Here is a 13,813-nt window from a genome sequence, read left to right as displayed (position 1 = left end):
TCATAAAAATGATAAGCCCCGTCTGAAATCAGACGGGGTTTTGTTTTGTGGAGAATACCGGATTCGAACCGGTGGCCTCTTCACTGCCAGCGAAGCGCTCTAGCCAACTGAGCTAATCCCCCAATTATTTTGCGAAATTAGGCGATTATTAGCTGTTTGCAAAGTCTAGGTGGAAATAAAATGGAAAAAGCACAAGAAAAGATTAAAAACATCATATTCGACCTGGGCGGGGTACTGCTCAATATCGATTATGACAAAACCGTAGAAGCATTCAGGGCATTGGGTATGGCAGATCCTGAACAGGCATTTTCGAAAGAAGTACAGGCCGGTTTTTTTCAAGAATTTGAAAAAGGTTTTATTTCCGAAACTGTTTTCGTATCCGAAATAAACAAGGAATTTAAAGATGCATCACCACAAGAAATAATGGATGCCTGGTGTGCGCTACTCGGTGATTTTCCGAACCAACGTTTTGAATATTTGAAGAAGCTTTCGAAAAGCTACCGGTTATTCCTGCTGAGTAATACCAATATTATTCACTTAAAAGCTTTTGAAAAGATTATAGACAAAGCCATAGGTTGGAACAACTTTCTTTTACTATTTGAAGGCATTGGCTATAGCCATGAGCTAAATATGCGCAAACCCAATGCTGATATTTTCATGAAAATGATGGATAAATACAACCTCCAACCGGCAGAAACATGCTTTATTGATGATACGGATGTACACGTTGCTACAGCAAATTCACTTGGAATTACCGCTTTTCATCTCACCAATGGCAAGGAAATTTGGGATATACTGGAGGGATTTTAAATCTGGAAATAATTACTTTTTACGAAAGGTTTCACCAAAAGAGCTGTCGTAATTTAAATAGTACTCTCCTTTATTGAGATTAGAAACATCTACAGACCTGCCGTATCCGGTTTTTACCAAAACCCCATAAAGATCGAATATTTCATAACTCGTATTGGCCGAAAAATTGATCGTATCATCAACTTTAGTAGGCGTAAAAGTTACTTTCGAAACCTTGGGATCATAAGTTACAGCCTCAGAATAGCGCGGCTCATTAGAATAATCAATTTGTTTTACCCGTGCTTTATTCTCTCCACTGTAAGGCGATAATTGAAATTTATAAGAATGGCTTTCTGCAGTTCCTACTCCTTCAACTTCACCAACCTTTACCCACTTATTCCATCTAAACTGCTCAACGATATATGGCAACGATCCACTTTCTTTGGTCGTTGTCCAGCTTAGAATATTGTTGCTTACTTTGATTTCAGAAGCTTCAAAAGTACTGTGCGGCTTAATAGATTCGGGGTTGAGAATAAGTGGGGTGCAGCCTCTTTTATGCTTTAAAATAACCTCGATTGGATCGCCGACTTTAATATTGAGAATATTAAAATCTATCGCAAATGCGCTGCTATTGATCTCGTCGCGGGTTAAATCGCCATTTACATAAACTTCAAAGACACAAAAACCAACCCCACTTCCAGAAAATGGGTTTTTGATATAAAGGTCTTTTCCCTGATAGATACCGTCCAAAACTAAAGTCTGTGCATGGGCACTTTCAAAAATGAAAACGGCTGCAAAAAGGAATATAAGCTTGGAGAATTTTTTCATATAAATATCGATAACACTACATATTTGGCACTCAAAAATACAAATTCTTTTATGCCGTCCAATCTTATTGTGCTTCCTTTTTTAATCCGCCAATCTTTCCCACAAGGGCAGTCATCGCTTTAATTTGATGCTCAGTGCACTCTACCAGCGGATTGTTTTCGAAAACGTAATGCGAATTCCCAATTGGAAACGATGCAAAAAAGTGCCAGTAAGGAGTTGATCCATCGGGCAGTGTAGATTTGTAAAAGATTAAAGTATCCGTCTCAATGATATATGAAATATCAAAAATCCCACCTTCTATCTCCTCTTTTTTTGACGCACAAGAAAGTGTATCTTCAAATACAAAAATACTCACACCGTGCGCGTTAGAAAGCTCCATTCTGCCAAATGCCGAATTCCATCGCGCATCCATTTCAATTGAAGATCCAGGGTCAAGCTTTAATACAAGTGGTAATCCGCCCCCTTCACTTAAATCTACTAAAACAAATTCTGGTTCTTGGTTTTTACCTGCCTTTTCGGGCAGATCATTATCGTTTGTAGAGCAAGCTGAAGAAAAAATAAGGAGAACGAATATGGAGGTAATATACTTCATAGGGAGTTATTGACTTTCCTTAAACGAAAGAATCACGTTTCTGTTACGGTTCAGGGTAATTGCGGCCTTTATCTAAGTGGGAGATGGATGCCATAACTTCTGTACGCCGCAAACCACATTAGTGGCAGCTATTTTCACTACCTATGCAAGAACAAACTTTCAATTAGCTGCTATTAAATCCGCTATCAATCCTTTAGCCCCTATGCGTATCTCGTGTCAAATCAAATACCGTTTTTACCGGATTGAAAGTCTCGATTGGAACCTCAACAAAAATGGTATTCCAAAAGTGCATTGAGCCATTCCAAAGACCAGGCAACTCAAGTGCGCGAATATTTCTACCCTGATAGTTTTTGTTAACCACCATGCCGGTATTGTTGTTTCTGAAATCCAGTAAATTAAACTTCTCTCCACGGTAATCTTTTATTCCAACTACCAAATCGACCGGATTAAAATGGGTAGCCGTTTTGGCAATATTGGCCTGTGTTGAATCGTTCGAATCAATTTGTGCTCCTTCTACGATTTGCAGCGATGATATGCCATCTCCATCATTTACAATAAAAGGCCCGCCACCGGGTTCACCTTCATTCTTAACCATCCCGCAAACGCGTATAGGTCTGTTGAGCAATGTTTTAATCTCTAAAAGGCTTAGTTTTGAAATGTCATAGTTAAACCATTCTGAAACGAATGCACTACATTCATTCTTATCAAAGTCATCTTTATCAATTGCATTCAGGAATTTAAAAACAGCTTTCTGTGCTTTTAAGAGCATTCCTGCAAGCAATTCCTTGTACTCAACTGTAATAGGTTTCAATCTGTCGGGTACTACATTATCAATGTTTTTTACAAAGATTATATCCCCGTCAAGATCATTTAAGTTCTCAAGAAGGGCGCCATGACCTGCTGGTCTTAATAAAAATTCGGTTTCATTAATGCGCACCCACTCGCCACTATCTTCATAAATAGCCGGCGTATCTGTATTTGCTTTTTGTATGCTCGTTTCAACATTAAATGTGGCATTAAACTCTCTGCTTAGGCATTTATTCAGGCTTTGTAAGTGAGCATTAACAAGCTCAACATTATCTACCGGCACCGTAAAATGCAAATGGCATGTATTGTTTTTTTGAGCGTACATGGCCGCCTCGTGAAAATGCTCTTCAAAGGCGGTTCGTACATGCCCATCGCAGTATTTGTGAAACTTGATTATCCCTTTCGGTAAAGCGCCATAATCCATGCCTTTCGGCAAAAGCATCGTTTCTAAAACCTTCTTTTTCTCTTCAGGTGAGAATGTTTCTTTTTGTTCTAATCCGGCTCTTTTAAGTAATTCTTCCGCGAAAGCGTAATCCTTTAAAGTTGAAAAAAATTGATTTACATTTTCGGCATATTTCCCGGTTTCGAGTGCTGTAAACAAATCTTTAAACATTCGACTGGCGGCACCACTGGCGGGCACAAATTTCAATACTTTGAGGTGATCTTCGTTTTTATACAAATTTCGCAACTCGCGGCTCTCACTTTCACTGTACCGCTTTATCTCTTTATCGGCAGCACAGTTGGCCGACAGCGAAATGAAGGGATAGCCCGACTTTAAAATCCCGTAATATTCCTCAAAATTTTTCTCTGAAATTCCGCGTGCTCGCAGGACTTCAATATCCTTGCTATCTAAATTCTGTTTCATAAAGGGCAGTTTAAATTTTCTCTGATTGGCTTTAAAAGTAGCCATAAAAACCATTTTGAAAAATTGAAGATGAAAAAATCAACGTAGTTCAGCGCTTTTGAATCTCTACTTATCTCTCTGTGATAACTCAACTGCGTGCATTCTGCACTTATCTACCCCAGCGTATCGGCCAAAATTCGAATTTCAATGACCGGCGAAATACGCTCGTAAATTATATTGTAAACCGCATCTGCAATTGGCATATCCACATCAAATTTGTGGTTCATTTCATAGACACTTTTCGTGGCATAGTATCCCTCGGCAATCATATCCATTTCTAGCTGGGCAGCTTTCGCAGAATATCCTTTACCAAGCATGTAGCCAAAAGTCCTGTTTCTTGAAAATTTTGAATACGACGTTACGAGCAAATCGCCCAGATAAGCCGGTTCTTTCACATCGCGGTGAAAAGGGTTTAGCTTGTCAAGAAAACGCTCCATTTCAATAATAGCCGCAGAAAGCAGAACGGCTTGAAAATTATCGCCATAGCCAAGGCCGCCACAAACTCCGGCTGCAATGGCATAAATATTCTTTAAAATCGCAGCTATTTCAGCCCCAAAAAGATCGTCGCTTGTTGAAGTTTTAACGTAGCGCGTAGAGAGCATTTCTGCCATAAGCTTCGCATTCTCTTCATTCATGCTTGCACATGTAAGGTACGAGAGTCGCTCCATTGCTACCTCTTCGGCGTGACAGGGGCCGCAAATTATTCCAATATTATCGTATGGAACGCCAAAGGTTTTAAAGAAATAACGCGCCGGAATAGACTGAATTTCGGGAATTATCCCTTTAATCGCAGAGAAAATTATTTTCCCTTCAAAAAGTTCTTTGGGTACGTCTTTTAGCGATGCGTGCACAAAAGCAGATGGAACGGCTACGATAAGCACATCAGAATTTTCTACCACTTCCTGAACGTTTGAAGTGATATTAATTCTGTCCACATCAAACTCTACAGCCCGCAAATACTTGGGATTGTGGTAATACTTTTTAATGTGTTCTACTGATTCGGGGTTGCGCATCCACCAGCTAAATGTATCGTTCCTGTCAGAAACAATTTTTGCCAAAGCCGTAGCCCAAGAACCTCCACCAATTACTCCTATACGTTTATCTGATGCCATTAGGCTAAATTTTAATCCGCTAAAGATAGAAATGTTATTAGATTCGGGGTCAAATTATAAGCTTAGATCATGCCCATATTCCGGTTCAGTTCCATCATACTGTTGATTATCATCGTTTTCAGCTGTTCAGATTCTAAAAACAGAGATGATTCGGGCAAAAATGCCTTTACAGATTCTGAGCTCAGGCTGATATACGACGCGGCTGATATGCGGAAATACGCCCTTCTTGCTCCATTTGCCGAAAGCGAAACAGCCGCCTATCGAATGGCTTATGCGCGTACAATGGGATCTGTGCAAGATACCCTTGCTTTAGAAAGTTTATACAAACTAATGCGCGATCCGGTACCTTATGTGCGCATGTTTGCTGCTTTTGCAGTAGGGCAGTATCGCGACACCACATCACTTCCGGCACTCGAAAAGGCCTTTAAGAAAGCAACTATTCCCGAAATTAAAGCCGAACTTCTTGAGGCGATTGGCAAGTCGGCGAATGCCAATGCACTTGAGTACCTTATTTTCCACGAGCCCTCTACTGCACTGGAAGAATCGGGAAAAATGTGGGGGATTTATCAGGCTACTTTGCGCAACCTCCTCAAAGGAGAGCATTTAAAAGTGGTGGTTGCTCACCTAAAATCGCGCGAGACAGATACTAGACTCGCCGCCTTAAACACACTTAGCCGACAGAAAGATTTTGATCTTTCAGATTACAGGGAAGAGATTGAAAAAATTGCTCTCGAAGATCCTAATCCTGAATTGCGGGCAACAGCAGTAATGGCTATGCGGCATATAAATAATGTGGATGAGGTGCTTATTCAAATCGCCGGAAAAGACATTGATCCACGACCCAGAGCTTCCGCTATTTTGGCTGTAGCCGATGGAAATTCGCTCCATTTTCAAGAACTTATTGCAAGTGCACTCGAAGATGGTTCGGCGTGGGTAGCAATGAATGCTGCCAATCGCCTTTCGGGCAAATGGGACAGCGCATATTTAAAAAAATTAGATCAAATTGCCATTACTTCTCCGGTTCCCGAAGTGAGAGCCTCAATTATTACCGCATTCTTAGCCAATGATTCGCTCAGGGAAAAAGGACTGGAACTCTGGAATCGTGTGCGGTTTAAAAACGATGTAGAAAAGGCTGTATTCTTTAAAAATCTAGGGCACATTCGTTTTGCTATAGACACTTTACAACAATACAGTTCGCTAGATTCTCCATTGGGTACGGCTGCTGCCGAAGGTTTAATTATAGGAGCTGAAAAATTTGAAAACTGGAAACCGTTTTTTTACAGCGAGGCAAAAACCGCCTTGGAAAAAGGTCTTCTGGCACAAACCTATCTTTATGCCAATGCTTTTTTGGAACCTGAATTCTACGATCCTGAAAAAATTTCGATCGGAGCATTTGAGACTTCTCTGGCAAATTTTCAAACAGAAGGCGACGCCGAAACCCGAAACGGATTGCAAAAGGTTATTGCCAAAATGAAAGGTGAAATATATATGCCGGAATCAATTCCTTTTACACATAATGTTGATTGGGATTTGGTTGCCAAAATCTCTACCGAAGCTTCCGCAGATATTTATATTGGCGGCAGACCCTTAACGATGAAATTATTAATAGAAGATGCCCCGGGCACGGTATCAAATTTTGTCGCTCTTGCCGAAAAAGGAATTTACGACGGAACTTATTTTCACAGGATTGTTCCCGTATTTGTAAGCCAGGGTGGCGGCCCGCGAGGCGATGGATATGGAAGCACCGATTATACCATCAGGTCAGAATTTTCGCCACTCAAATACGGCACAGGCGTAGCTGGTATTGCCTCGGCCGGAAAAGATACCGAAAGTTGTCAGTTTTTCTTTACCCATATTCCCACTCCGCACCTTAACGGACGCTATACCATTTTTGGCGCCCTTACCGAGGGAATTGAAGGCTTGACAGATATTACTACAGGCACCAGAATAGATTCGGTGCGGATTAATTACACTCAGTAAACAATCTGGATCTTGTAACTATAAAGCCATCTACGCGTAAAAACTCTGCTATTTAACAGAAGAATATATGAACGTGGATGACCTCAAAAAACTCCCCCTTGAACAACTACGTACAATCAGAAATAAGAACTTGCTTCTTTTTAACATGCTCGCAATAAGCGACCTTGCAGTTTTTTACCACAGCATGCATACCGAAAAATGGTTGCTTTTATTTGCCACCTTTGGCATTTTTTTGGTTAGTTTTTCGCTGTATGATAATTATCGGATTTCGAGAGATATGGTGCTAAGGTTGGAATCTTGAGGGGGTTTTTGGTTCTTGGTTTTTGGTTCTCAGTAACCAAAAGGCCAATCGCCAAGATTTTTGACTTGGGACTCTTCGACCGACGTCACCATATCGCAGTCGCCAAGCTTTTGAGCTTGGGGTCTTTTCGTCTGGCGTCTCGCCAGGTTCAATTGGACGAATAACCGCATCAAGATCTTGATATTCAAAATCCTGATATTGCATTTCACATTTCCGTAAGTCAAGCCTGGCGAGACGCCAGAGTTAACAACCTGTAGTATACCAAGCCGCAGGCATGGCGAGACGCCACGCTAAAAAGCGTGGTAGACTGAGCGTTTGAGAGCGTGCTTACAAAAAAGCATCATCTCTAAAAACCAAAAACAAATAACCAAGAGCTCAACCCAGCCAAGCACTAACCTCATCAAGCTGAAGCGCAGCAATATCAAGCTTATTCTTTTTTCTAAAACCGTTTAACTTCTGGTGAACTACCGTCGCTTTTTCGGCTTTCAAATCTTTTACACTGGTAAAGCCTGCTGCAATAACGTGGGCTGACCATTCCTTTGGAATTCCGGCTTTTTCGAAATCTTCAGGCGTGTCGTTTTTGACTTTTTTCTCAGGACGCATTTGTGGAAACAAAAGCACTTCCTGAATGGAAGTGTTGTTGGTAATAAGCATTACCAGTCTATCTATTCCGATACCCAGCCCTGATGTTGGCGGCATTCCATACTCAAGCGCTCTCAAGAAATCGTTGTCGATAAACATGGCTTCGTCGTCGCCTTTTTCAGAAAGTTTTAGCTGATCTTCAAAACGCTCGCGTTGATCTATCGGGTCATTCAATTCTGTATAAGCATTGGCAATTTCTTTTCCGTTGATTATCAACTCAAAACGCTCTGTGAGCTCGGGGTTGTCGCGGTGCTTTTTGCAAAGTGGCGACATTTCAATTGGGTAATCGGTAATGAAAGTAGGCTGAATAAGATTGGCTTCACATTTTTCACCAAAAATTTCATCGATTAGTTTGCCTTTCCCCATGCTATCTTCAATCGGGATGTTGAGGTCTTTACATACTTTTCTCAGGTCGGCTTGATCCATTCCGGCGATATCCACTCCTGTATATTCTTTAATCGCATCAATCATTGTAAGGCGGCGGAAAGGGGTCTTAAATGAGATGGTATTCTCGCCAATCACCGCTTCGGATTTGCCATTTACTTCTACCGCGATTTTTTCGAGAAGGCTTTCCGTAAATTCCATCATCCACACGTAGTCTTTGTAAGCCACGTAAATTTCCATCATTGTAAATTCAGGATTGTGGGTTCTGTCCATTCCTTCATTTCTGAAGCTCTTGGCAAATTCATAAACACCTTCAAATCCACCAACTATCAGCCTTTTGAGATAGAGCTCATTGGCAATTCGCAAATACAATGGCATATTGAGCGCATTGTGATGCGTTTCAAATGGCCTTGCCGACGCTCCGCCAGGGATAGGTTGCAAAATCGGTGTTTCAACTTCCAGGTATCCGCGCTCATTAAAATAATCGCGCATGGTATTTATCACTTTGGTGCGTTTCACGAAAGTGTCGCGCACCTTTGTGTTTATCGTCAAGTCAACATACCGCTGTCGGTATCGCTGCTCGGGATCGGTAAAGGCATCGTGTACATTTCCTTCGTCATCTGTTTTGGGAAATGGCAGTGGCTTAAGCGATTTGCTCAAAAGGGTAAATGACTTTACATGGATTGACGTTTCACCCACTTGCGTTTTAAACACAAACCCTTCGGCCGAAATATAATCGCCGCGATCTATCAGTTTCTTAAACAGGTCATTGTATACCGATTTATCTTCGCCCGGACAAATCTCATCCCGATTAAAGTAGAGCTGAATTTTTCCGGATTGATCTTGAATCTCTGCAAATGAAGCCTTTCCCATAACGCGTTTCGACATGAGTCGTCCCGCAATCTTTACCTCTTCCCATTCCTTTTCTCCTTCGGTAAATCGGCTTTTTATGTCTTTTGAAGTATGGGTTACTTCTACTTCTTCGGGTGGATAGGGATCAATTCCCATTTTTCGGATGGCGTCTACAGTCTGACGTCTAATCGCTTCCTGTTCGCTTAAAGGTGCACTGCTCATTGTAAAAATTTTGGCAAAGATATGATTTTTAGAGGCGTTTGCTAGATGGTTAATTTTAAGTCGAGGGCAAGAACTTACAACCAAGCTAATCTCTATACATATCGTACTCGAATATTGTCTTTTGGTGTTCAGACCTTAGAAACAATTGTTCATCAACACCTTCCCGCACCCGTGCATTGATAACCAGTGATTTGAGTTAATGTAGAAATGGATTTATTGAGATAGAGATTCTAACGTTATCATATTTCTTCACCTCTACATTTTACCAAGTAAATGAGATGTCAAAAGATGTGTATAGAGATTAGACAACCAAGGGGGTGCGTATGAAAAGGTGTTTTTTTCTCCTTTATTTGGCCCTCATAAGTAAATATTTAGTTGTCAGCCCGACCCGACAAGCAAAGGGCGTGCGTATGGAATTGTATTTTTTTCTCCTTTGGGGTCTCTACACTAAAAGTAGCAGTATAGCTTGTCTCAAACTCCCCTTCCGCCAAATTAAAGACCCCAAAGTTTCGATCTCATCACTTCTTTAATCGCCTCTTACCACCAAAACCTTTCGGGTCTGCGTTTATCATGATGGGCTAACATTTAGTCGTCAGCACGGCCCGACAACGAAAAAGCGTGAATATGACAAGTTATCGCTCACCATATAGAAAATTCTCGTTTTTTAATATTGACTTACATCCGTTTATAAGGGTATCTTTAATATCTTCGCGTGTTATTTTATACAGATTAAAAGTCTATGGCACTAAGTACCGCACTGGCAGAAATGGAAAACTACATTGTGCAGTTTCCTGAAAATATGATTGAGGCAATTGAAATTGGCACCAAAGCCATTAAAAATTTCAAAACAGATGACGTTGATAATGTAGTAATTGTGGGGCTTGGCGGCTCGGGTATAGGCGGCAAAATAGTCTCGCAACTTGTGTGGGATAAATGTGCCGTTCCGGTTACGCTTGTTAATGATTACCGCATTCCTAAATGGGTAAATGAACGCACTCTTTTTGTGGCAACAAGCTACAGCGGAAATACGGAAGAGACCTTGAGCGCACTTGGCGAAGCCATTCAACACAGCGCTCAGATTGCGGCCATTACCGCGGGAGGAAAGCTAAAGCAACTTTGCTGGGAGCGGAGTTATAATTGCATCGAAATTCCGGGAGGTCAGCCCCCTCGTACCAGCTTTGGATACAATTCTGTACAGCAATTTTTTGTGCTGCAAGCTTATGGATTAATAGACGGGTACTTCATTGATGAATTGCACGAAGCAGCTCATCTATTGAAAAAAGATGCGGGATTTATTCGAACAGAAGCTGCGGCTATTGCCAATAAAATAGCCAATACAACGCCGGTTATTTACTCAGAAACGCGAAGTGAAGGCTTGGCCGTAAGGTTGCGCCAGCAGATAAATGAAAATGCCAAAATGCTTTGCTGGCACCATTCGCTACCGGAGATGAACCACAATGAGTTGGTAGGCTGGGCAGGAGGATCAAACAATTTTTCGGCTTTGTTTATCCACACACCCGAAGATCATCCGGGAACGGCAACACGCATGGAGCTTAGCAAAGAAATAATTGGTCGCTATACTGATAAGGTTATTGATCTGAATCCAAAAGGCAATTCGCGGATCGCAAGGGCTTATTACCTCATTCACCTCGGCGATTGGATATCGTACTATCTCGCTATGGAACGTCAGGTGAATCCACTTGAAATTGAAGTGATTGACTACTTAAAAAGCGAATTGGCAAAGTAAGTGAACGACCGCGAAAAACTGGTTAAATTCAAGGATCTGGGTATCGTTAAATATAACGATGCCTGGGATCTGCAAGAAGTGCTTTTCAGCGAAACGATTGCTCAAAAAATTGTTCTGCGAACCAATGCCCTTCCGGAAAGCTATCCGCAAAGCCATTTCCTATTCTGCGAGCATCCTCCAGTTTATACACTCGGCAAAAGTGGTAAACCCGAAAATCTGCTTTTGGCGGAAGCCGAACTGCAAGAAAAACAAATTGATTACCATCGTATAAACCGCGGTGGCGATATTACCTTTCACGGGCCGGGACAAATTGTTGGTTATCCTATTCTGGATCTCGATCAATTCTTTACCGATATTCATAAATACCTCCGCTATCTCGAAGAAGCCGTTATACTCACCTTAAGAGATTATGAAATATCGGCCGATCGCGTAAAAGGCCTTACAGGTGTGTGGATTGACGGGCATGATACCCAGCTGGCCCGGAAAATATGTGCCTTAGGTATAAAATGCAGCCGCTGGGTTACTATGCACGGATTTGCATTTAATGTAAATACAGATCTCGGGTATTTTGATCACATTATTCCCTGCGGTATTGACGATAAAGGAGTAACATCTATGGAAAAAGAATTAAATAGACCTGTGGATATGAACGAGGTAAAAGAAAAATTACAATTCCACCTTACTCATTTGTTTGGCTGGGAGCTAATTTCCTAATTTTACCAAAAATCTATGCGATGATTAAGGATATTCCAAATCTAAGAGTCTCAGATATTGCCCTCGCAGCTATACCCACGCCGAATGCTGAAACGAACGAAGACGAATGGTATATTTATTTGATTAACAAGAAAAATGTGCCGCTCGAAAATGTACTGGTGTCATCAAAAGGCTACGGAATTTTGAATAAAGACAAAGTAGAGACCAGCGAATTAAGGCATTATGTAGAAGTAATTCCAGCAATGGGTTTCGCCAAAATAGAGACTATTATGCCTGAGCTTTTTGCTATTAGCAATCAGTATTGGGTAAGTTTTTACATCGGAAAGGAAATATTCGATAAAAAATACGTTTTTGTAGCCGAGAGCATTCAAACATCAAATTTAACAGATGTGCCCATCATTGGGAAAAAAGGAGTTCTGCTTAGCTAATGTATCTTGATCTAATAATCGCCATACCCATCCTTTGGGGCATGTATCGCGGATTTAAGCGCGGACTAATCATAGAGCTCTGCACCCTGATGGCACTGGTGCTTGGAATATATGGAGCAGCGGCTTTTGGCGATATGGCCGGTGAATATTTGCAAGCCGAATTTAATACCGACCCGCGAATGAGCCTTGTGCTTGCCTTTTCAATTGTGTTTATTCTTATCGTCATAGTCGTCTTTATCTTTGGAAAAGTGCTGGAAGGCGTTATAAAAATGGTAGCCCTCGGGCTGGTAAACAAACTTTTTGGTTTGCTTTTCGGAGCTTTGAAATTTGCGCTGATTGTAAGCGGATTATTTTTCATTCTGAATGGATTTCCACTTACTGACAAACTCATTTCTCCAAAATGGAAGCAGGAATCTCTGCTTTACAAGCCAATTTCTTCTATTGCGCCAAAGCTATTTCCCATTTTACACGATCGCTCGTGGATGGATGAAATAGAAAAACGATTTGAGGATTTGAAAGAGAATGTGGAGGGTTTGTGAGCTTGCCAAAAATAACTCAAATATTTTTCCGGCCATATTTGCCTGTTATCCAATGTATTACCCCCCCCCCGTCGTACTGTTTTTAGATTGAAATAAACAATTTTTTGATCGTTAAATTTTGCAAATTCACATTTGCGGTGTATCTTGTGGTTCAATCTTAACTTAATAGACTATGAAATCTCTTACTATTTCTTGCTTAATTCATTTCAATCTTTACTTTTGGTCAGGACAAAGTTTTCGTGCCGAATAACCAAACTTTTACAACAACAGGTGGTAATGGAATGGGTATAAATCAAGACAAACCCGAAGCAGCAATCCATATTGTTGAGTCTGAAGACAAAGGAGTTGCACTCAGAATAGACCTTGTTGAAGAACAAGTTGGAATCGTCGGAGGAGGCTACTTTATTTCGAATCCGGAATATGCCTTAAGAATTAAAAGATATAATTGGAACGTCTATCCCGAGAGCAACCTTTTCTCAATAGATGGCCGAGGTAAAACCAGAATAGCTTATGACGGTAGTAATGGGGGTGAAGCACTTTCAATAGGAGGTAGTGCAGGTATTTTCTACAATAGTACGAACAAAATAAATTTAAGCTATTCCGGTACTCAACCTGAATTTTCATGGAGAACCAGTTCCAACAAAAATCTTCGCTTTAAAAATACAAATAACAATAAGGTTCCTCTTTCTCTCTCACCCAATGGGAAGGTTGGCATAAATACTGAAGACTTTTTTGATGAGCATGACCTCTATGTTAATGGTTCCGTATATATAAAAGGTGACTCGCCAGAAACCTATTCTTTATATATTGAAGGTTCTGGGGTTGCAGAAGAGATGTTCATACTAACTAAAGTTTCGCACATCTAAAAGTACACTAAAACATGATATTTATTCTTTTAATCTTCCTCAAGAAATTGATTTAACCGTTTGATATTTGGGATATTGTTAATGGTTGTTCCAAAATCGGTTTTGG

12 protein-coding genes and 1 tRNA gene are annotated in these 13,813 nt (G+C 40.9%); 7 read left to right on the top strand and 6 right to left on the bottom strand.

Annotated features, from left to right (window positions below; translation table 11 throughout):
- Window positions 1-48: 48 nt before the first annotated feature.
- Window positions 49-122: transfer RNA gene (locus G3O08_RS14885), tRNA-Ala, on the bottom strand.
- Window positions 123-180: 58 nt separating this feature from the next.
- Here G3O08_RS14885 and G3O08_RS14880 point away from each other — a divergent pair.
- Complete coding sequence (locus G3O08_RS14880) at window positions 181-810, top strand: HAD family hydrolase (protein ID WP_163286183.1); 630 nt, start codon at window positions 181-183, stop codon at window positions 808-810.
- Between the two features lie 12 nt (window positions 811-822).
- Here the strand turns inward: G3O08_RS14880 and G3O08_RS14875 are convergent, their stop codons facing one another.
- The 4 genes from G3O08_RS14875 to G3O08_RS14860 all read right to left on the bottom strand — a co-directional run bounded on the left by G3O08_RS14875 (window position 823) and on the right by G3O08_RS14860 (window position 5,032).
- Window positions 823-1,617 carry a hypothetical protein gene (locus G3O08_RS14875; RefSeq protein WP_163286182.1) on the bottom strand — a complete coding sequence of 265 codons (795 nt, stop codon included), beginning with the start codon at window positions 1,615-1,617 and terminating at the stop codon, window positions 823-825.
- A gap of 64 nt (window positions 1,618-1,681) precedes the next feature.
- Window positions 1,682-2,209: a hypothetical protein gene (locus G3O08_RS14870; RefSeq protein WP_163286181.1), complete on the bottom strand. Its 528-nt coding sequence runs from the start codon at window positions 2,207-2,209 to the stop codon at window positions 1,682-1,684.
- A 193-nt stretch (window positions 2,210-2,402) separates the two neighbouring features.
- Window positions 2,403-3,881: a DUF4301 family protein gene (locus G3O08_RS14865; protein WP_163286180.1), complete on the bottom strand. Its 1,479-nt coding sequence runs from the start codon at window positions 3,879-3,881 to the stop codon at window positions 2,403-2,405.
- A 152-nt stretch (window positions 3,882-4,033) separates the two neighbouring features.
- Window positions 4,034-5,032: an NAD(P)H-dependent glycerol-3-phosphate dehydrogenase gene (locus G3O08_RS14860; protein WP_163286179.1), complete on the bottom strand. Its 999-nt coding sequence runs from the start codon at window positions 5,030-5,032 to the stop codon at window positions 4,034-4,036.
- A gap of 69 nt (window positions 5,033-5,101) precedes the next feature.
- Between G3O08_RS14860 and G3O08_RS14855 the strand changes: the two genes are divergently transcribed.
- A complete protein-coding gene (locus G3O08_RS14855) occupies window positions 5,102-7,012 on the top strand; it encodes a peptidylprolyl isomerase (protein ID WP_163286178.1) in 1,911 nt (636 codons plus the stop codon).
- Window positions 7,013-7,688: 676 nt separating this feature from the next.
- On the opposite strand, the gene lysS is transcribed toward G3O08_RS14855, so the two are convergent.
- Entirely contained in the window at window positions 7,689-9,413 is a 1,725-nt protein-coding gene (gene lysS / locus G3O08_RS14850) for a lysine--tRNA ligase (protein WP_163286177.1), read from the bottom strand.
- 739 nt (window positions 9,414-10,152) lie between these two features.
- Here lysS and G3O08_RS14845 point away from each other — a divergent pair.
- The 5 genes from G3O08_RS14845 to G3O08_RS14825 all read left to right on the top strand — a co-directional run bounded on the left by G3O08_RS14845 (window position 10,153) and on the right by G3O08_RS14825 (window position 13,707).
- Window positions 10,153-11,160, top strand: a complete 1,008-nt coding sequence (locus G3O08_RS14845; RefSeq protein WP_163286176.1) for a bifunctional phosphoglucose/phosphomannose isomerase — start codon at window positions 10,153-10,155, stop codon at window positions 11,158-11,160.
- Window positions 11,161-11,874, top strand: coding sequence for a lipoyl(octanoyl) transferase LipB (lipB, locus tag G3O08_RS14840; RefSeq protein WP_163286175.1), 714 nt, complete (start codon window positions 11,161-11,163; stop codon window positions 11,872-11,874).
- A 20-nt stretch (window positions 11,875-11,894) separates the two neighbouring features.
- The gene (locus tag G3O08_RS14835; RefSeq protein ID WP_163286174.1) at window positions 11,895-12,302 is read left to right on the top strand and encodes a hypothetical protein; all 408 of its coding nucleotides are present in this window, start codon (window positions 11,895-11,897) and stop codon (window positions 12,300-12,302) included.
- Entirely contained in the window at window positions 12,302-12,841 is a 540-nt protein-coding gene (locus G3O08_RS14830; RefSeq protein ID WP_163286173.1) for a CvpA family protein, read from the top strand. The genes G3O08_RS14835 and G3O08_RS14830 overlap by 1 nt, the downstream gene beginning before the upstream one ends.
- 239 nt (window positions 12,842-13,080) lie before the next feature.
- On the top strand, window positions 13,081-13,707 hold the full coding sequence (locus G3O08_RS14825) for a hypothetical protein (protein ID WP_163286172.1): 627 nt from the start codon (window positions 13,081-13,083) through the stop codon (window positions 13,705-13,707).
- Window positions 13,708-13,813: the final 106 nt, after the last annotated feature.

Origin of the sequence: Cryomorpha ignava (genome assembly GCF_010686655.1) — a bacterium.
GTDB lineage: Bacteria > Bacteroidota > Bacteroidia > Flavobacteriales_D > Cryomorphaceae > Cryomorpha > Cryomorpha ignava.
The sequence above is the reverse complement of the archived record's forward strand: the minus strand, read 5'-3'. Positions and strand labels throughout refer to the sequence as shown.